At 41.1% G+C, this 20,653-nt stretch carries 15 protein-coding genes; 5 read left to right on the forward strand and 10 right to left on the reverse strand.

Annotation, left to right across the window (positions count from 1 at the left end):
* Positions 1 to 62: 62 nt before the first annotated feature.
* On the reverse strand, positions 63 to 539 hold the full coding sequence (locus tag C5Q96_RS06850; protein WP_106057634.1) for a hypothetical protein: 477 nt from the start codon (positions 537 to 539) through the stop codon (positions 63 to 65).
* Positions 540 to 727: 188 nt separating this feature from the next.
* Here C5Q96_RS06850 and C5Q96_RS06855 point away from each other — a divergent pair, with 188 nt between their 5' ends.
* The 4 genes from C5Q96_RS06855 (at position 728) to C5Q96_RS06870 (ending at position 4,503) form a co-directional block, all read left to right on the forward strand.
* Positions 728 to 1,492 (forward strand): hypothetical protein, encoded by a 765-nt coding sequence (locus C5Q96_RS06855; RefSeq protein ID WP_205763991.1) that lies wholly within the window; start codon positions 728 to 730, stop codon positions 1,490 to 1,492.
* A 165-nt stretch (positions 1,493 to 1,657) separates the two neighbouring features.
* On the forward strand, positions 1,658 to 1,975 hold the full coding sequence (locus tag C5Q96_RS06860; RefSeq protein ID WP_106057635.1) for a PadR family transcriptional regulator: 318 nt from the start codon (positions 1,658 to 1,660) through the stop codon (positions 1,973 to 1,975).
* Positions 1,965 to 3,215 carry a DUF2812 domain-containing protein gene (locus C5Q96_RS06865; protein WP_158696712.1) on the forward strand — a complete coding sequence of 417 codons (1,251 nt, stop codon included), beginning with the start codon at positions 1,965 to 1,967 and terminating at the stop codon, positions 3,213 to 3,215. The genes C5Q96_RS06860 and C5Q96_RS06865 overlap by 11 nt, the downstream gene beginning before the upstream one ends.
* 49 nt (positions 3,216 to 3,264) lie before the next feature.
* Positions 3,265 to 4,503 carry a DUF2812 domain-containing protein gene (locus C5Q96_RS06870; RefSeq protein ID WP_158696713.1) on the forward strand — a complete coding sequence of 413 codons (1,239 nt, stop codon included), beginning with the start codon at positions 3,265 to 3,267 and terminating at the stop codon, positions 4,501 to 4,503.
* Between the two features lie 146 nt (positions 4,504 to 4,649).
* On the opposite strand, the gene C5Q96_RS06875 is transcribed toward C5Q96_RS06870, so the two are convergent.
* The 5 genes from C5Q96_RS06875 to C5Q96_RS06895 all read right to left on the reverse strand — a co-directional run bounded on the left by C5Q96_RS06875 (position 4,650) and on the right by C5Q96_RS06895 (position 8,863).
* Positions 4,650 to 4,895, reverse strand: coding sequence for a DUF3343 domain-containing protein (locus C5Q96_RS06875; RefSeq protein WP_106057638.1), 246 nt, complete (start codon positions 4,893 to 4,895; stop codon positions 4,650 to 4,652).
* Complete coding sequence (locus tag C5Q96_RS06880; RefSeq protein ID WP_106057639.1) at positions 4,895 to 5,098, reverse strand: sulfurtransferase TusA family protein; 204 nt, start codon at positions 5,096 to 5,098, stop codon at positions 4,895 to 4,897. Before C5Q96_RS06880 ends, C5Q96_RS06875 begins: the two co-directional genes overlap by 1 nt.
* 1 nt (position 5,099) lies before the next feature.
* On the reverse strand, positions 5,100 to 6,161 hold the full coding sequence (gene yedE, locus C5Q96_RS06885) for a YedE family putative selenium transporter (RefSeq protein ID WP_106057640.1): 1,062 nt from the start codon (positions 6,159 to 6,161) through the stop codon (positions 5,100 to 5,102).
* 164 nt (positions 6,162 to 6,325) lie between these two features.
* Positions 6,326 to 6,757 (reverse strand): GTP pyrophosphokinase, encoded by a 432-nt coding sequence (locus C5Q96_RS06890; RefSeq protein WP_106057641.1) that lies wholly within the window; start codon positions 6,755 to 6,757, stop codon positions 6,326 to 6,328.
* Positions 6,758 to 6,820: 63 nt separating this feature from the next.
* Complete coding sequence (locus C5Q96_RS06895; RefSeq protein WP_106057642.1) at positions 6,821 to 8,863, reverse strand: MBL fold metallo-hydrolase; 2,043 nt, start codon at positions 8,861 to 8,863, stop codon at positions 6,821 to 6,823.
* 248 nt (positions 8,864 to 9,111) lie between these two features.
* Here C5Q96_RS06895 and C5Q96_RS06900 point away from each other — a divergent pair, with 248 nt between their 5' ends.
* Positions 9,112 to 9,423: a DUF898 family protein gene (locus C5Q96_RS06900; RefSeq protein ID WP_106057643.1), complete on the forward strand. Its 312-nt coding sequence runs from the start codon at positions 9,112 to 9,114 to the stop codon at positions 9,421 to 9,423.
* Between the two features lie 188 nt (positions 9,424 to 9,611).
* Here C5Q96_RS06900 and C5Q96_RS06905 read toward each other — a convergent pair whose 3' ends face one another.
* The 4 genes from C5Q96_RS06905 to C5Q96_RS06920 form a co-directional block, all read right to left on the reverse strand.
* Entirely contained in the window at positions 9,612 to 9,959 is a 348-nt protein-coding gene (locus C5Q96_RS06905; RefSeq protein ID WP_106057644.1) for a hypothetical protein, read from the reverse strand.
* The gene (locus C5Q96_RS06910; RefSeq protein WP_106057645.1) at positions 9,956 to 10,954 is read right to left on the reverse strand and encodes an SH3 domain-containing protein; all 999 of its coding nucleotides are present in this window, start codon (positions 10,952 to 10,954) and stop codon (positions 9,956 to 9,958) included. Before C5Q96_RS06910 ends, C5Q96_RS06905 begins: the two co-directional genes overlap by 4 nt.
* Positions 10,954 to 11,337, reverse strand: a complete 384-nt coding sequence (locus C5Q96_RS06915; RefSeq protein ID WP_106057646.1) for a hypothetical protein — start codon at positions 11,335 to 11,337, stop codon at positions 10,954 to 10,956. The genes C5Q96_RS06910 and C5Q96_RS06915 overlap by 1 nt, the downstream gene beginning before the upstream one ends.
* An 80-nt stretch (positions 11,338 to 11,417) precedes the next feature.
* The gene (locus tag C5Q96_RS06920) at positions 11,418 to 20,621 is read right to left on the reverse strand and encodes a hypothetical protein (RefSeq protein WP_106057647.1); all 9,204 of its coding nucleotides are present in this window, start codon (positions 20,619 to 20,621) and stop codon (positions 11,418 to 11,420) included.
* Between the last annotated feature and the right edge of the window lie 32 nt (positions 20,622 to 20,653).

The raw sequence follows: 20,653 nt of genomic DNA on the forward strand, positions 1-20,653 counted from the left end.
GACACCATTTAAAAACACCGCAATTCTAACGAGTTGCGGTGTTTTTGTTTGTCAAAATTCTTTTACATGCTCGTATAGTGTTCAAGCACCGCAGAAGTCACGCCCTTCGAGCTAGACTCAACTGCTATTCCCAGGATTTCCTTAACCAGCTTGAAATTTTCAGTGGCATTTCTCTTCCAGTCCGCAAATTCAGGGCCAAGAATATAATCTTGATGCTCTAGGCTATCTTCTGGCCTACCTTCAATTCTGACGAGAAGACCATTATCACGCATAACCCTCACTACCGTTCGCACTTCATCGTCCGTCGAGTAGAATAGCTCTGGTACCAGCTTTACCTTCCTCTGAATTGCGTCGGAAACGAACAAGTATAAACGCAGTTCTTTCTTTACAAACCTCTTATCGGGTATGTAAACAGGTTCGGTATCGTCAGGAATTTGAAACTGCCCTTTATCCTTCTTTATCCCATAGTATTCACAGATGCCGTCTATTTCTCTCTTCGTTAAGTTATATTTTGTTTGAAACTGTTTCTTTGTAATCATGTCAATCACCTAATTTTTGAGACTTAATCTGTCATTATGATAACATATGAGAGAACACTAAAAAGGCTTATTTTTCAGTATAATAGTGCAGGATTTTATGTTATTAATTGCTTCTGCTATAATAACGAACATATATTGCAATATTTCATACAAGAATTATTAAGGAAATCCAAACAAGTGAGGCACACATGATCGAACTCAGAAATGATACATCGGTAAAATACAGTTATGACGAATGGCTGGAGTTTTTCCGAGAAAACGACAAGCACAGGCTGGAGATAGATTTCTCGAAGGAGGCCGCTCTACCTGCCGATATCAAGGCGCTGATACTGCCTTCTGTTTCTGCATTTCAAATCGGTGAGCACAGCGACGGACTTCACCTGATAAAGGTCTCAGAGGCGTTTGCTAGCAAGTTTGCCGAACCTACATATCCCGAGGTCATGAGGCTATTTATCAGGGAGGAAAACTTCCACTCCTCATACCTGGGTGAATTTATGCGCTATCACGGGCTTCCGCTACGCAAGAGCAATTTCCTCGACAGGACATTTCGCCGCCTCCGTAGACGTAGCGATCTCCGTCCTGAGGTCGTAACCCTCGTAACCGCAGAGATTATCGCACTCTCTTATTACTCAGCTCTCAGTGATGCTACTGACTCACCAGCACTAAAGAGAATCTGTGCTCAGATGCTTCACGATGAGATACCTCACGTAATTTTCCAATCATATACACTAGGAGATTTTAAGCAAGGTAGATGGCTTAAGCTTCAAAGACAGCTCCTCATGAGGGCTGCAACCCTTGCTGTCTGGACTGCATACGGAAAAGTATTTCGTGCGGCAGGATGGACATATTCTAAGTTCAAGCATGAAAATCTCGGCTATCTAAGGCAGTCTGAAGATATAGCTAGTGATATCGCCCTACGCTTAGCTTCGAAAATCGAGCAACAGAGACAATGAAATCCATTTATATAGATGACCCGCATGTACTAAAAAAGTACATGCTATTTTTTTTTGCATATCTCATTGACAATATCGTAATACGATATTATATTTTAGCTAGAAATATCGATTAACGATATTAGGAAGTCTTACAGCAAATTTGATTAAGGGGTGGTGCTATACATGGCCAAAAAATCATTAGAACCATTAACCGAGCCGATGTTCTACATACTGCTTTGTTTCCACCGCTCTGATATGTGCGGGACGGAGATATCGAGTTATGTAAATGATCTCACGGACGGAAGGGTCAAGCTAGGACCAGGGACTCTGTACTCACTCCTCTCACTTTTTCAGGCAGAGGATTTGATTAAGAAGCTGCCCCCAGATGGCAGGAGAATTTCTTACAGCATTACAGAGCGCGGAGAGCAGTTATATCAGGATGAAATCCGAAGATTAGAAGCATGCCTTAGTGATGCACGGAGGTGCAGTTATGAGCGATAAGATTAAACAGAAGATTTGTTATTTTGATCTTGCTGACATATATCAGGAACAGAATTGGCTGGAGGATATGGCTAGAAAGGGACTCCTTCTCACATATACCGGCTACCTTATATACGACTTTGCATATGGCGAGCCAACTGAGAGAAGGTACCGAATTCTGCCAGAGAAAAGAAAGAAGATCGAACAGGAAGAGCTGGATATATATGAGTCATGTGGATGGACATGTGTGCGAGGAACGCATGCATCGACTGTGTTCTATACAGACGATCAGAATGTACCAGAGCCTTTTACAGATGCCGTTACAGAGAAGAAGTATTATGCTAAGCGATTGTTCTCTGCACTCATTTCATCTATAGTTACTGCGATTTACATACTGTGGATTCTAAGACCCAGCTCGAAGGGCTTTGTCTTAAATCCAGTTGATTTTTATTATCAGCTAGCTGATCAGCTATCTCCATTTATATGCCTGTATTTAGTGATATGCCCACTATTAGTCTTGTTTTCTCTGACGATTGTCTTTAAGTACGCTAGATTAATATGGCAACTGAAAAGAGAAGCTTTTAAGAGGACTTCTGGCTTTAAGGTTAGACGTTATGTAAATATGATTTTAATTAATGCGATTATCGTGCTGCTGGTGGGTCTCTTTATATATGTGATCTTCGTTCCAGATAAGAGAATCATGACAAGCAGCTTTAAAGAAGCTTTGGCATATAAGGATGCTGAGCTTGTAAGGTTTTCCGAATTTGACCCATCCGCTTGGGATGAGGTCCGTGCGAATATGATAGTCAGAGATGGTAATAAAAATATCGATAATCCTGACATAACATACGAAACAAGCTATGACCGTAATATCATGATGACAAAGATGTCTTCGGAAGACTTGTCTGCGCCTTCTAGAACATATACGCGCGATAAATCTGGGGGAAATCTCATGTATCATGTTCAGCTATACAAAGCTAAGTCAGCAAAAATTGCCGCACGCTTTATGCCATCTAATATAGAAAATCAGCTAGAAGGAATGAACTTCGACGTATCGAAGAAACGCATACGAGATATGAGGTTTAAATACGATGGTCTTGATTATGCGGCATATATCAGGGCTTCTGAAAAGGATGAATTTGCATATGAATTAGGTACGCAGATGCTTTTCCTCAGAAAGGGAAATAAATATGTCGTTGTTGCATATAGTGGTCCTATCGATCTGAAGTCGAAGGTGGGACTGTTCGCAGCAAAGATGTAGCTACATTGTATTCAGTTGTTATCGCACAATGCTTAATACGAGGTGTGTCATGGATAAGAAAACGAAGTTAAAGTATGGCCCTTTTGGCATAGTTGATATGTTCTATAAGCAGAACTGGCTTGAATATCAGGCAAGAAAAGGTCTGCTGCTCGCTAACGATAATCTATTTACTTGCAGATTCACCGTTGACGAGCCAAGAGATAGGCGGTATCGCATCTTGCCATACAAGCCTAGCAAGACAACGCAGGAGGAACTGGATTTATATGCTTCTTGTGGTTGGCATCTGATATATGGTTCTGGCTCAGTGATGATATTCTACACGGATGATCCAGATGCTCCAGAGCCATTTACAGATGTGCAGAGTCAGCATAAGTACTATAGAAAGAGCTTGATTACTAATTTTATTTGGATACTAATTCTTTTTGCAGAAGCCCTTTTTAGCATCAGTCGAAGTGTGCAAGGATTCACTATATCACCTTCAGCACTTCTCTACAGCAGTGCTGATCAACCGCTTTCCGCTTTGGCGATAACTTTTATTGGATTACCGTTGGCGCTTTTGTTCTGGTTCCAAAGTATGCTCACATATATCAGCATACTGAATAGGAACAGAAAGAAGGATTTCTATGGGGCTTCGGGATTTAGACTTAAGTATTGTGTCAATGCGACGTTTATTATAACTGCAATCGTCCTAACCCTATGGAGCATCATTGACATCCCTAGGACAATGGATATCACATCATCTGGCGACTTTACACAGGCTCTTAAGTACAAGGGGAACGAGATTGTGCGCTTCTCGGAATTTGACCCTGATACATGGAGGACTGTATATAAGAAAATCGAGTACTACAACGATGGCAAAGGCGATATGATTACCTTTGATATAAATCAGGATAAAACTCTACTGATGCCTAGGATGGTATCTGAAGAGCTTGAGGTAGATAGAGATACTAATAATGATGAAGATACTGTGATGGACCTTTATTACAGCGTTAATCTCTACAAGGCAAGGTCTTCTAAGGTCGCATCTGAATTCATGAAATACAACAGTAAAAATGCACTTGAAGAGTCGGACATCAAAGTATCAAATAAGTCTCTTGACAAGTACCGTTTTGATTATAAGGGCCTCGACTACGCGGCATATATCGTAGATGAGAAGAATACAAATGACGCTGCTGCAAAACGTGACCAACTGCTCTTCCTCAGAAAAGGCAGCACATACGTATCCGTTTCATATTACGGTCCTATCGACCTGAAGTCGAAGGTAGGTCTGTTTGCAGAGAAGATGTAGATTTGCAGATTATCTAGGACTGTAGGTTCTAAAACATGTTAATCGTTTTATTAGTAAGCTTATAAGCAAATGACCAGCCACGCGGCTGGTCATTTCAGTTCCTGATTAAATTGCTTATTTATATCACGTATATCACGTATATCACGCTATTCTTCTGGAGCCTCGAACAGAACCTTGAACTCCGAACCTTCACTCAGATATATTCCCTCGATATCTTCGGGATGATTTGCTACGAGTTCTGAGACATTATCCACCTCGAACGAAACGCATATCCCGCAGGCTGCGCTAAGAGCTCTAGGCACCGGCATAAGTGTTGCGGTTTTGTCTATGCTTTTCTGTTGCTTGTGGAACTGCTGTGCTCCAAAATGCGTATGGAAAGTTGCGATAAACATTACTTGAGTGTAATCAGGTAATCGCCTTCTGGCGTTTCACTGTATTCCATAGATAGCTTGTTGTTAGCTGCATATCTAGAGATATTCTTAACTGGTGTCATGCTGTCTACGAGAACTTCAACAGGTGTTCCAGCCTTTACAGCGTTCTGAGTCATAATCACTGGTTCAGGGCACGAGTACCCTCTTGCATCTACCTTAGTCATTTTATGCCTCCTTAGCTTTTCTTATATTCATCAGACCGATAATTACAGTAACGATAATTCCGAACACAACTGCAATCTTTCCGTTTGGAGTTGGTCCCATTGGTGTCGATGCTAGTGCGAAGTTGTGGCAGAAAGCTGCACCTACGATTAGACCGAGAACTGCAACTCCCGAGTCTGCATTTCCAGTTCCTGAAAGTACAACCTGACGAAGTGGGCAGCCACCGAGTAGGCAGGAGCCTAGTCCTACGAGAACCATTCCTAGGAAGTTCCATAGAGAGTCATTGAATGCGATCGGCTGCTTGTCAAATCCAGCGTGGAAGAAGCCTAGTGCTAGGTTTCCGATGAGGGCTGCAACAAATATTGCGATAAATCCGGATAGTAGATAGAAATCCTTGAATAGCACTGCATCACGGAGTCCACCAACCATGCACAGTCTGGTGCGCTGTGCTAATACGCCGACAACAAGTCCTGCGATTAGCGAGATTGCGAGCGGTGCATGCATAGATCCAGGGCCTTCTTTGCTGAATGCGAGAAGTGCTGGGAATGCGCATAGGATAACAAGCAGTACTACTGTTATCGCTGGCATCGCTATGCCTTCTGTTGGTCCTAGTGGAACTGACTTCTTGAGCGTGAAGCCCTTCTTGAGATATACGATTCCGCCGAGAATTCCGCAGAAGAATCCAATCAGACCGATGATTGCGTTCCAGTCTCCACCAGCGATTCTGAGAATCATTCTGAGTGGGCAGCCGAGGAACATGAGAGCTCCTACCATGACGAAGAACGAGAGTACGAATCTTGTCATCGGAGATGAACCACCGCGAACCTTAAACTCTTTTCCGCAAACGGACATAATAAATGCGCCAAGAATAAGTCCGATTATCTCAGGGCGAACGTACTGCACAACTGGAGCAGTGTGGAGCTTAAGAGCACCAGTAGTGTCTCTCAAAAAGCAGGCAATACAAAAGCCCATGTTAGCAGGGTTGCCATACTTAACGAGAAGCACTGCAGCCGCGCCGACCACGAGCCCAGTAATGATCATAAGGGTACTTTTTTCTTTTTTCATTGTATCCTCCTTGTTTAAATAATATCGATTTATCATCATGAGTATATCAAACAAGGATTTTGTATTAAAATCAGTAATATTAATACTTAGCGGTAAATATTAATATTTTCAATAGCAATTATTTTGAGCTTTTATTTAATGACTTATGTCTGAATTCTCCCCATTTAGTGAGAATTCCCCTGCAAAAGTCTCTTCATCGCTTCTCTATACTTATCGACTCTCGCATAATCTTCCGCACCAGGATTCTCTATGCGGCTGATGTCCATATTGTGGCTTAGGTCGGCAAGCTTGACGGAGGTCGCCAGCTTATTTTGCGAGATCCTATCTATGTACTGCATGTAGTCTTCGTCTACGCCTTTTGTAAGGGTTTTCACCGCTTCAATCACCTTATCGCTAAATCCGCACATGCGCAAATACATTTCGTCATACTCACTATCCTCGAGCACGTCGTGAAGGTAGGCGGTAACCTTTTCCTCTTCAGTTTCACACATATCTGCGACTGCAAATGGATGCAGATAGTAAGGCTTTCCTGCCTTGTCCACTTGTCCGTAGTGAGCCTCCTGGCATATCTGCTGCGCTAGCTGAATCTGGTCCATTTTTCTAACCCCCCTTTGGAATCATAGTTTGGTTTACTGTTATAGCAAGAGGCACTAGCCTTGCTATGCTAGTGCCCCTGTTGTATCAAAATTATACGTTGTGTTATCAATCACATGTGTGCCTGTATACATTACGCCGTCTTGTCCTAGGTAATACCATACGCCATAATGCTTTAACCATCCTTTGTGCATTGCACCGCTGGAGTTCAGGTAGAACCACTTGCCGTTATCCTGTAGCCAGCCGGTCTTCATCGCACCGCTGGAGGTTAAATAATAGCTGCTGCCACCTTCCTGTATCCAACCAGTCTGCATAACTCCGTCGTTACCTAGATAGTACCAAGCACCGCCAGTGTACTGCCAGCCCTTCAGCATAGCCCCGCTGGAATTTAGGAGATACCACTTGCCGTTATCCTGTAGCCAGCCGGTCTTCATCGCACCGCTAGAGCTTAGATAATAGCTATTGCCACCTTCCTGTAGCCAGCCAGTCTGCATAACTCCGTCGTTACCTAGATAGTACCAAGCGCCGCCAGTGTACTGCCAACCCTTCTGCATTGCACCGCTGGAGTTTAGGAGGTACCACTTGCCATTATCCTGTAGCCAGCCAGTTTTCATCAATCCACTTGCATCAAGGAAATATCTGTGACCACCGTCTTCTACCCAGCCTGTCTGCATAGCGCCATCATTATCCATGAAGCACCAGTCTTTTCCGTACGTTACCCAGCCTGTCTTGAGTGCACCCGACGAATCAGCGAAATACCACTTATCCTTGGCTTTCACCCAGCCAGTGCCCATGATCCCAGATCTCGTTAATACATATTTCTTTTTTGCTGCTTTGTCGTAATACACAGTGTCCTGTAGCATTAAGTTATAGCCTTCTGAATCGAAGCAGTACCAAGCTCCTTCGATATACTGCCATCCTGTAGCGTACTTGCCGTCATCCTTAATATAAGCGTAAGTCCATCCGTCTGGCGCGGTAGCATCTCCCCAGATCTGCCACCCCCTGATAACAGGATGGTAAGTCTTTGCCTTTACTAAAGCTCTGCAAGATTCATCGGCAAAAGTCTGCAGATCTGCGGATGACTTATCAAAGTCCTCTACGATAGCCCCTACATTTTCGATAGCTTTGTAAGCTGGGGTATTGTGCTTGTCTGCATATAGCTTATATGACAGCTGACGAAGTGGTCCATTTGACGAGAGCACAAAGTTCTTAGGTTCCAGGAATTCAAGTAACTGCTTACCATTTGCACTTGAGATGCCGTGATGACCAGTTCTTAGAGTGTCTATAGTGCCAGACTTCTTATAAATAACCTCTCCATATTTATAATCGATCATCGCAGATGCATCTCCGAGTACTACCGCATTGTGTAGCCCCTTGGTAATCTGCGTGATTATGGAGTTGTCGTTCTCCGTATAACCCTCTTTGTTGACAATACTATCTAGGTTGTACAGCGCAATATCTAGGTTGCCAAACTTAAAGCTAATATTGTCGCTATAGTCGCCCTTCTTCGTCATCGTTGCACCTATCTTAGAAAGTCCGCTCGTATCATCGGAGGTGATATCGACCATAGTAACCTTTGCCTCGGTTAGCTTTCGTGTAACTTCCTTAAAGTATTCAGCCGTCTGCCATGTCGGATCTTCATACTTAGGATCCCAATTTAAATATTTCTTATGAATATAAACGGTATCTGAGTCGAAGAACGGGTTCCCGTCGGAATTCTTCTCGTCAACCAAATCTATAAATCCACCTATGTGGTCTGAATGCGCATGCGTAGCAACTGCGAAATCAATATGCTTAACGCCTAGCTTTCTCATAAATTCCGCTACGGTCTTGCCATTACCACCCTGAACAGCATATGGTCCATATTCGCTAGGGTTTGACGCATCGATCATACCGAACTTACCGTTGCTTTGAACGAGAGTGCAATCACTATGTGAACCATCTGTTGACGGAAGTGATAGATAATATACCTTATCGCTCTCAGCATCCCATGTTGGATTCTCTTCATCTGCGTTTACATAAATTGGACAAAATACGGCCAAAAAAAATAGCAACACGAGACTGCTACATATAAACGCCAGTATAGAGTTATAGTTCCTTCTTTCCATTTCAACCTCTCACTTGAAAAACATGTATCATGTAATAGAATAATTTTATATTACGGATGTTGTATTTTCAAGTATTTTATCGGTTAATAAGGTTTGCTCGCCTCCAATTTAGTTATCATATATTTTCATCATTTTCTATTGAATAACAGGAATAAAAAATGATATCTACCCTATTTACACAGACCCTCATAAGTGATAATCTACAACTCATGCAAAATTACTATTAGAATTAAAGGAGGAACAGAACTATGAATCACGAAGAATCTTATTTTGATGGCGGACTATTTCAGCTCATTGGCTACAGCATACTTGGCACCCTTATTACAACTGCAACTCTCGGAATTTGTCTGCCTTGGGCATACTGCATGATTTACAACTGGGAGATAAAGCACACTGTAATAGAGGGTAGGCGCCTCGAATTTGATGGTACCGCTGTGCAGCTATTTGGAAACTGGATAAAGTGGCTGCTACTTACAATTGTGACGCTTGGAATCTATGGATTCTGGGTGAACATCAAGCTTAGACAGTGGAAGACTATGCATACACATTTTGTCCTATAACTCTGTCCTATAACTAAAATTTATTTAAATGAAAAAGCCTCGAATCCGCCAATCAAAAGGCGTTTTCAAGGCTTTTAATTTTGGAGCTGCTGGCGAGAATCGAACTCGCAACCACTTCATTACGAGTTAATTTTGAATCGTGTATTTTTCAATGATTACATTGATTATTGCAACACGTTTTATCAAAATCACTCTAATTCACATCCTCTTGGTTTTTTCGGTAGCATCTCTATCATTACCATTCTTTGCTTGATTCCGTTTTTTCCGCCTAATCCTTCGTATATTTCAAACCTTGATTTTAGGTTCTCGTATTCATCTAGATATACAAAGCCTCGATTTATAACTACATCGCACATCGGTTCTAGGATATCGTGGAGAATCCACATCATGCCCTCTACAAGGCATTCTCTCACGCTGTCTTCCGCTTTTTGTTTCTTTATCAAGTACCTTATGTACCCTCCTAGCATACCGACAATAGCTCCGATAATCAAGTCAATAATTGTACCCATCGCAGAGTTGCATGCTGTTATCATCATTTGATATACACCTTGCTTCCCTGACGAGCGCAAATCCATCCGGACGGAATGCGCATCCAATCTCCTCGCATTTCTAAACAGGTTACCTGAGTACCTGCGCGCAAGCAAGCTAGGCTTCCAGCGAGTGCGTGTCTCTTGCCGTCTGCGGTCAGCTCAGAATATGCACGCTGTCTATATCCTGTTCCTGGACCGGTTCTTACACGCATATCAGAAATTAATTGATATGTTCTACCTGCAGCGTATGCGCTTGTGCTACTAGGTGTGTATGTAGGCGCTGATGTTGCTCCTGTTTTCGTGAGATAGTCCATACAAACCCAGCCGCCAGCTCCTACAGATCTACCCCAGTTACCGCTCATTTCCACAATTCGAAGCGGCGTTCCATTTGATAGCGTAGCTATCCTTGCATAGTTTGTTCCAGGTCCTTTTCTAACGTTAAGGCCTGTGGACGAATTGACCTTGTATAATCCATAATTTCCTGAACTAGAACTTGGCGGTGCCGTGCTCACGCCGTCAAAATTTGGTCTCACGAATCCTCTTATATATCTGCCGTTGATAGGTACGCTTCTATATCCCACAACGGACGATGCGCCCTTGTTTCCTTCAATAACGGTAATCATTCCACCGCCAACAGATACGACCACGCCTACATGGTCTGGTCCACCTGCGTTATCGCCGTATCCGGAATCCTGCCAATCATACAGAATTAGATCTCCAGGGCTTGGTGTGTATGAATCGCTCTCAATCCATATCCCCATCTGTTTAGCCTTAGATATCATCGTACCGCAATTAGCGCTAGCCGGAATCAGGTTACCAATACCTAGTTCGTACGCCCAGGCGGATACAGATGCAGCGCACCACGGCGCAACATAGTTCATTGGCCAGCCATCTGGTTTATGCTGGTTAAAAATATCGATAAGGCGGCGGTGTTTAGCCGAACCTCTAACTGCTCCGAGGTAACTAACTGCCGTCTGTACGAACTGCTGCCTAGTTGCCATTAGCCTTTCGCCTCACTTTCCTCTTCATCCTCATTATCTTCGCTTGTCTTTTCCACATTGCTAACCTCTTCATTTGTGTTCGCCTCTAGAGTAGGCTGTTTATTTACGTAGTTATCAACATGCTGTACGTATTCGTTTATTTTTTTAGCTTCTTTTAGGTAATCTAGCAGCTCTTGCGACTGTTTAGCCTCTTCACTGTAATTGTGATTGAAATAGTGATTTACTGCATACGATATTGCAAATGCAATCACATAGGCTATTTTACCTATATTCGTGTCACTAATCACCGGGACATTGACTCCGAATACCATTAGCACAGCGACTGCACCTGTGATAATCATTGCAATACCATCTCTTAATTTAGTTCTTTTGTTTTTATCCATATGTGCCTCCTACACTTTCTATAAATTCTACTTTAATAATTTTAAAAGAAATGAGGCTGTCATTTCGACAGCCTCACAATTTACCTTCTTTTCTTCTTCCTCTTGTTTCTAGTAGCGTATTTATAGCTTCTCTTTATAACAGCATCTGCAGTATACTTGCGATCTCCTGGATATAGAGCTTCTATTTTTTGTGCATATACTCTCGCAGTTTCAACATCTCCGCGAGCAAGTGCCTTGTTGATATATGGATAGTAGCTATACCTTATACTTTGTTTTGCACTATATAACACCTCTTCGCGTTGGAAGTCGACATTCGTCGGATCTATACGTTCTATCTTTGCGAGTTGTTTTTCAACCTTTAAGTTGTTTTGAGCTTTTAAACCATCAATAACTCCTTTGAGATATTCCTTCCGTATCCACTCTTTCGATTTTTCCATTGCTACCTCAGAAGTATAGCGCTCTCCTTGAACTTCGATATTCATCTTGTTGAATTTGTTTGCGAGCTTTTCAGCCTCTTCAGTGTTGCCTTTCATGAGAGCATTCTCAATCTTTTTGAGCTGATCGGTTTTCACCTTATTAATTCTGCTTTGGAAGTATTCCTCTGCATTCAGCATACTATTTCTTGCTGCAAGACTCTTTGCGAGTTTTTCAGCCTCTTCATTCTTTCCTTTCTTGATAAAGTTATCCATTTCATCATTATGATTTCTCTTAATGCGATTAATCGTTTCTTTATCGATTCTCTCTCTTGTGTATTCTTTATCGTTTTTAAGAATGTATTTAGCTGCTTTTTCCCTAGTATCGCTATCGTACTTTTCAGAGTCGGTCGCAATTTTCTTGAAGGCGCCTTTGTTTCCTTCGTATGTTTTCTCGATTTTTGAGAAGTCCATTAGTAAATCTTGCTTTGTATTTGCACCGGTGAAAAAGTCGTGTATCGATGCCAAATATGCAAATGTACCCTTTAAATCCCTATAAACTACATCTACAGGAAGTCCGAAGAATACACCTGCAGCATTAGCGACCTTTTCAAGTTTTGTAACTAAACTATTTTTAGGATCTACGCATGCCTTGTATGCGTCGCTAATTTTTACGAACAGAGACATGTCTAATCTTGATGGTGTGTAGCCTTGTAGCGCTGACTGGATATCCTTTCCGACCGGCAGCATAGCTATAGGATTTAGTTCCCCAAACAGATTTCCATCTGTATGGAGTTTGTTTTCCCCTAGAAGCGCATCAAGGAATCGTTCGACAAAATTCTTATCCTTTTTATCATCGTCTGCAATGTGTCTTATCATAGCGTCATAAACAGATTTCATAACTGCCATTGCTGCCGCCGACGTTACGAACCAACCAAACTGTTTTGCGACTAGCTTTCTAGCTTCTGATACATTGCCCTCATCATACATTTGCTTTGCAATTTGAGTATTAGTAATGAACAGCGACAGCGTTTTAGTTGGCTCGGATAAGAATGCTGTTAGCACTGATGACCCTACATCCTTTTGCCTCATTAGTTCAGATCGTGATAGTACAGAGTCGAATACCTGAGTTCTATACACAACTTCTCTAAACTGTTCATTTACTGCTTGCCAGTATCCTTCGTCTCCTTCATGGATGTTCATTGTGTCTTCAACTTTGAGCTTACAAGCACCCCAGATTTTACCCCATGTCATATTATCAAGGAAACCGTACATATCAAGTGTTACTTTCTCTAGTTTATTTTCCTTGTTAATCATAGCGTTGGTAAGACTTGGTCCCACATCCGTCGAATAATAGCCTAGGTCTTTCCACACAGCGACACCTGAGTGTTGTTGCATCTCTTTTACCGCGTCGCGTGAATACTTGCTTCTAGCTAGATATTTTGGATTTATCACGGCGGATGCTCTAACGATTGACATAGGCTGCTGCATGGCTACTCTTCCGTTGGCTGCAATTGCAGCACGCTTTGCTGTTCCTATAATCTTAGTTGTGATAGGCATCTCGCTTTTTGCGATATTGCCGTTTACATCCTTTAAAAATCTCTCTATGTATTCGTTGGCCTCTCTACCATATGCACGCTCAATCGCCTCTCTAACAGAGCCTTTAATTACGCCATCTTCTCCATAGGCTCTGTAGTTCCACACGTTCTCTAGGTCTTGTAGCGGCATAGATAGCGCCTGGTACGCACTCATAGCGCTTATATGATTTGATGCGGCACTTAATACGTTATCTAATACAACCGCATTCTTTGCTGATGGTTTCGTCTTCTTTGCAAATCCTGGATTGATAATTTTAGTTACCGCTGCCTCTTCAACATTAGCATCTACAGTTTCTCTTGCAATTTTGATAGGAAAATAGTTTTCTTCTGTAAACTTGTTATAACCCCATACTTTCATAGATACTTCATTTCCCCAATCAGACACCGCTGTATTAAGGTAGTGCTGAATCATTTTTGCGCATTTTATTTCTTCCGGAGATAAGCTCTTAACGATATTTATAATATCATTATGCGTTATCTTTTCTCTCTGCATGGAGCTTTTTCTAAGTACAGTGTTTTTGCCGAGTTTCTTCGGTTTAACTTCTGCAGTCTGAATACCGCCAGTAAGAATGTGTTCTAACGCCTGCTTTCTTTCGCTGAGAAGGAATAGTGTTACCATCTGCCCATGAGTTAGATTTAATGTTCTTCCAGACTCTAGCTTGAAGGATTCTACTTTCGCATCTTCCCAGATGATATTGAATGCTTCTTCTCCTACAGCATCTTGAATTCTCTGAAATTCATTTTGAGCGCTCTTAACATTCATAGCGTGATCATCAAAGCCAATTGTTATTTCTTTAAACAGTTTATTAAGCGTACCGCCCAGCACAGCAAATCTATCTGCAGGATTAATGTTCCTCGAGAATATAAACTTGGATACAGCACTAGCTCCGCCGGCATAGCGATTCTTTTCTGCCTTTTTACTGAGTTCGTTAATTACTGCGTTTCCTGTTCCGCTGATTGTTTTGTACTGGTCATACTTAAGCATATCGTTATGCTTGTTGACAATGTTATCTAAGCCTCTAATAACGTCTCTCACGTTTTCGATTGTATCGGCATCCATATCAACAAGCCTTGATTCTTTTAATGCTTCTAGAACTGAATCAATTTGATTCATGAAATCCTCATCTTCAACAAAACTAAACGTACTGTCACCGTCGTTCTTTTCTTCAAGTACCTTGCGATATTCGTTTTTTAACTCCATGAAGTTTTCATAGGTCTTGTTATATCCGTGCGTTTCATAGAACGCATCACCACGTTCTGTAGAGAAATCCATTTCGTGAAGAACCTTTGCGATAGATTTCCTGAACTCTTCCGGCATAAACTGCGTATTAGTAGGTTTTAACAGCTTATTTGATAGCTTATTTGAGTACCACTTAATGCTATTAATTGCCTTACTCTTCCTGTTCAGTTCGCTACGTTCTTTTCTTAAGTCTCGCTTTAGCTCGCTTACTGACTCCCTTTCTTCTTCAATAGCATTTTCGAGTTCTTCTATAGCCTTGTCTTTTTCTGCTATTTCCTCTTCATGTTTCTTTTCTGCTTTTTGTCTCTTTATAGTTTCCCTTTCTTTTATTTTGTTTCTCGCTTCTTTTACAGCAGCTTTAAGCTTCTCTTGCTGTTTATCTGCATAGGTCATTTCTGGTTTCATAGAAATTGCATTATCTAGTATTAATTCCGTGATATCACTAGCAACGTTTTTATATTCACCATTAATTAGACCGTCTGTCTCTGCAGATGTTTCAACCATATCTACAGCGTTACATAGATTCTTTACAGCTTCTTCTGCATCTGCTGCATCTGATGCGAATAGTTCAGGATATTTCTCGCCTAGTTTATTTTGGAAGAAGTCGTACACCAATTCAGCAGGCATTGTATGCTCACTGTTGATATCTGTTGTAAATCTTAACGCGTGACCGTATCTAGCCTTTAGTTCCTGATAATTTAGTTTCTTTGCTAATTCTGGAGAGATATAAATTTTACCTACGCTGAGTAGCTCTATTACTTGCTTCTTTGTTTGTAGGTTTTCCTTTATATTATTCTCGTTCGAATTAAGGAGTGCATTCGACAGCCTTGCAGCTGCAGAATATGCTGCACTAGCGTTTGGTGTTGCCTGATGTACGGCCGTCCAAACTTCCTCATAAAGTCTCATGCCATCTTCTATTGGCATTTTTGAGCCTGTATCATTAATCAACTTGTTAATAAGCTTCTTTGATTTCGCCTGCTCCGGCTTATCCATAGCAGTTCTTTTCATGCTAGCTTTCAGCTTACTGATTCTTGCCTCTTGCTTATCTGCATAAGTAACAATAGGCTTAATCTCGCCAAGGCTAGCTTCTATATTGGCTTTGATATCCTTTATAAGCTCATCTTCATATTCAGCAATTTCTTTTTCGGTGTACTGAGTTAGGTTTGCGCCGCCATCAAAAAGATAGACTTTATTATCTTTTACCGATGCATACTCAGCAATTGTAGCTAGAGCTGTAACAAAGTCTGTAACATCGTCTAGACTTCGTCCGTCAACCTTGATAGTGTCTCCGAACAGCTCGTTCATTTCAGATAGCATGTCATCAACTGGAACAGCGTATTCCATTCTATCGATATTCTTTTTAAGTTTTATTTTGAAAGCACCATCGATATAATCTTTAAACTTCCCAAATGTACCGTATCTATTCTTGATTTCTGCTTCTAAATCTTCATCGATAGAGATAGTCATATTTTTGAGGTATCTCTGTACATCCCTTATTTCTGGAGATATGCGATTAGTCTCATAGGTATTCTTAACAATCTCTCTTGTTATTTCGTTTAATAACCTCTCTTTCGTTGCATCATCACCTGATTTAGCTGCTTTATAAAGATTGTGATAATCAATACGTAAATCTTCTGCTTTTACATCTGAACCGACCTCTGTTATTAGTTCTTTCAGATAACTAATAACAGATGACCTTTTAGGTATGGTTCCTTTTGTTTTAGTCTGGTTTAGAATCAGCGCATCGATTTTCTTGTTAAGCTGCCTGATGGTGTTAGAATCAGCTTGCTGATTGTTAGGGATATCGAAGATGCTGTTTTTTCTCTGGTATTTTTCCTTGACCTCTTCATCGTTTTGTGATAGATTTACACTATCAATACCAACATGGGCGTTATTTTTACTATCTTCATTGATAGCTTGCCAATGTTGGTCTTTTTTTATTTTTTCGAATTTAATGTTGTAAATAAAATCCCCATCAGTTCGGTTTTGCACATTAATCAATAATTTATACGGCGTTTCTCCTATTACAATTTCTTTTTTGTAGTACTCCCATTTGATTACATTTTTGTGTTCCTTCTTTTCAGGTCCGGATCTTATGTATTCCGAATTCTGTAACAGTTTCGATAAATCTCCTTCATAGAATAGATTCACCTTTTTATTAAATGCATTAATCGATTTTGTTTGTTTGTCACCGTAAAAATTCTTTCCTGCGAAATCCTCGTGTGGCTTAGCTGTATACTTTCTACCTTTGCCGTTATCGAATTCAACATTTAACACTTCTCCGTTTTCAAATCTCTCTGTTAATTCTGTTCGCTTTTCTTTTTTTGTGAGTTTTTTCGTTTTGCTAGAAATTGAGAATACATCTCTGCCCTCTGAATCCTTACCCTTATACATGAATTTGATTTCATCATCGTTGTTAACAGCCTCTTCAAATTTATCTATTTCAGGATTCATTAAAGCTTCTATCCACATTTCTTGTGCTTTTTCCAGGATTCCTAGTTCTTCAAGCCACTTACCGCGGTATTCCCCTTTTAATGCGTTTATAACATTCTTGCTTAATGTGTTTAGCTTATCTACCGTAGACTTAATAGCCTTGAGGATTGTCTCTCCAAGGCTTTTATTTTTTTCTACAAGTGTTTTGACTGCTGCTTCTGCATCAGCATCGCCTTTCCAGAATACATCTGTAGCATCCGCTAGCAATTCATCTTCTGCTTCGGCACGCGATATATCCTTATAGTCATTCATGTACTTGTTGAGTTTGTTTTCATACTCAGCAAGATTTGAGTTATAGAATTCATCAAGCACGTATTTTTTAAATGCTGCATACTGCCTAGGTGAATTAACCTGGATATGGTGTGTTACCTCGTGCTTTAGAACATCAATAACTGGGCTATCTGATTTCATGGAGATGTGAATAGTTCCGGTTTTGTAATAGCCGTTTACTTCGCTACCTTCTGAATCTTCGATGTTCTCTTCGAGAGATATTTCAACACCAAAAGATTTAGCGAGTGTTCTATATGCGTTAATCATTGAATTGCTCATACTCACATTCTCACCAAGAGTCACTCTTCCGGCTTTAAATCCTATCGGTAGCTTTGACTTGTTTGTAATGATGTTGTTATCTTCTCTCTCAGCTTTCCCTATCTCATATATCTTTTTACGGATATCTGCAGGTACTAGCTCGCTTTGGAATATAGCCTTGTCAAGATTCTTGTAGTCTAATCCTCTTCTTCCAGAATCGTAGAAGTAATTAAATGCGTGTGCATAGTTTATAAACTCTTCGCCTTCCTTAACATCCTTTGCGCCTTCATCAAACAGTTTTTCTATCTCAGGATTTGTTTTCATGCCAATAGATGCTAGCATTTCTTTTTTGGCTGCATCCTTTGCTTTTGGCAATATTTCTTCAACATTGCTCTCGTATCTCGCTCCCATAAACGAGTTTAATTCTTTCTTGAAGTGCTGCGTTTCTCTAGCACCGCCCATTATCATTCCATTGTTCATTCTAGGCAGCATTCCTACGTTTAAGTCCTGTGTTGTCTCGTTTTGGATTAATTCAAGAGCTGGATTGTTATCCACTGTGAATAGTACATTTTCTACATCTGCACTGCTTCCTGTTCCCTCTAATATTCTAGCTACTGGGAATGATAGTTCATCAACAGTCTTTTTAGGAGTATCTGCTTCATATAGATACTTCCTTACTTCCTTTTCTCTATTCGCAACCTTTTGAGTTAAAAGCACGGATGCCTTTTCTCTATCGTATTCAGTGTTTAGCCCCTCTTCGGATCTGATAATAAAACTACCGGATACATTCTCTGCGCCTCTTATGCGCGATTTCTTTGCAGCGCTTAAGAGCACCTGATCATGTTCTGTTAATTCTCTTCCGGATTCAATTTTATGTTTTAAATCCAAAATAGCGTTATTCAGAACTTTACCGCCCTTAAGCCTGTTCTTGTCAATCGATCTAGCGAAATTGTTTGCACTGGACTTTTCAGACATAGCAAGACCTGCCTGCAGTATTTTTTCTTTATCTTCTGCAGACAGTTCAATATCCATATTTACTCCGCTAGGTCCACCAACAATACCACCTATCGCTGTACCTACTATCCCCTGGTACACAGCATCCGCAAGGTAGCCTGTAGGATTTTCTGCGATTTTCTTAAACGCATCAGGGTCGTAGAACCTATCAGATATAGGCTGCAGAATTGCATTCATGAATTCTTCCACACCTTCGGATGATGCAGCAAGACCAAGCTTAATTGCTTTGTATCTTATCTCGTCAGCAGCGGTTCCCTTTGCAAATCTAGCAGCCATTTTGTTAGCAAACTTTTCCGCGCTGTTATCCAAGAGTCCTCTACCTGTAGAGTTTCTCATGATATTTGATGTACTCCACATTTTTTCAGTTCCGATATTGATTCCTGCGTTTGTTAATCCTGTGCCCCACTGAGAATATATACCGGCGCCTGCAGCTCTTGCATCTCCTGCGCCTTGTCCGAACGCGTTTACGCCCATTACAGGCAGTATTCCTACACCTGTAAATTTACCTACAGCTAAATCAGCAAGGAAGCCTAGCGTTCCTTGCGCAATATCTATAGCAAACTTCTGACCAGCGCTAGGCTTTTCAATTACGCCCTCTCTTGGTTCGTTGCCGTTTTTATCTTTTAAGTATAGTTTCCTCTTAAACTTACCTGCTTTGGTGTCGTACTGCAGCTCTGTTTTATAAATACCTGCCTCTTTCGCCATGTAGTTAAGCGCTTCGGCTTTTTGCCTCGTTTTTTCTACGTATTTATAAAATCCACTAAATGCATCTCTAGCATCTTTTGACAGCTTGTCAGCGTCTAGCATTCCGTTCTTGATGTATCCTAGTTCGCTGTACCTCTTTAGATCCTGATGCATACTCTTAGGATCGAGTGTAGGTGTCGAGGTAACAGTCCACGCTGCGTTAAGCAGGTCAGATTTTTTAGATTCAACTAAGCCTTTAAGAGCATATAGCGCACGTCTATCCGAATTATTATTTACACCTGCCATCTGGGTATTGTTGAATATATCATTTGCACGCCTAACAGGATCTTTGCTTACATAATGCTTGTTATCTCCGTAGATAATTCTCTTTACTGCTTTTCTTGCAGCTGCTCTTGCCTCTGCAGGTGTATTTCTTCTAAACGCTATAGGAGCGTATCCCATTCTGGCAGCCTTTTTATACGTTTGAGATTTAACCGACTTACTTTTTTTAGCCTTACCTGTTAAAATCCCCTTCACTGCATTCTGGGCAATTTGAGCAGCAACACTAGGAACATATGATACAACTTGTGTTGATTGCTCTTGATAACTTCCACCTCTTCCTCTTCTTCCTTTTCGGCCGTGTCTACCGCCCCCAGAGCGCCGACCTGCTCTAGAGGCTGAGTCTTTTTTTAACTGATACTCTCTTTCCCAGTGTGAGTCGCTCACGCTGTCTCTTCCTTGCTGATAGTTAAAGTTTCTTTCCCAGTGACTATCTGATACATTATCTCTTTGTTTTTGGTAATCAAAATTCTTGTCCCAATGTGAATCAGCAACGCTGTCTCGCAACTTCTGGTAATCAAATGTTTTATCCCAGTGTTGATCAGCGACATTGTCTCTTCCCTGCTGATAATTAAAGTTCCTCTGATCAGTAAATCTATTGAACGCCGAATCATCTAATGACTTCATGGTTCCAAGTAGATTTAGTCCGTAGTTTCTATCTGCATTAAATCTGTCATATGCTAAACGTTCAAGCTCTGGTATCTTATCTGTTAAAGCTTGATTGTACTGATTCTGTGCCTGTGCCGCTGCACTTACCGCATAAGAACTAGCCCTACCACCTGTTAATGCTGCTTGGTTTGCAATTGTATTTTCATTAGCCCTGTCACCTAGCCTTGCATACTCTTTAGCAAGTGCCTGATATGACGCATCTGTCATAGGATCGTACTTGAAATTAGCTGTGTTATCCTGTGCCTTCTGTACAAGCGCTGCAATCTGCTCGCTGTATGCGCTTTTAAATGGATCTTTATTTGCCATGCCTTCCTCCTGGTTTTCTTTTTTATTACATA

This window comes from Mogibacterium diversum (genome assembly GCF_002998925.1).
GTDB lineage: Bacteria > Bacillota > Clostridia > Peptostreptococcales > Anaerovoracaceae > Mogibacterium > Mogibacterium diversum.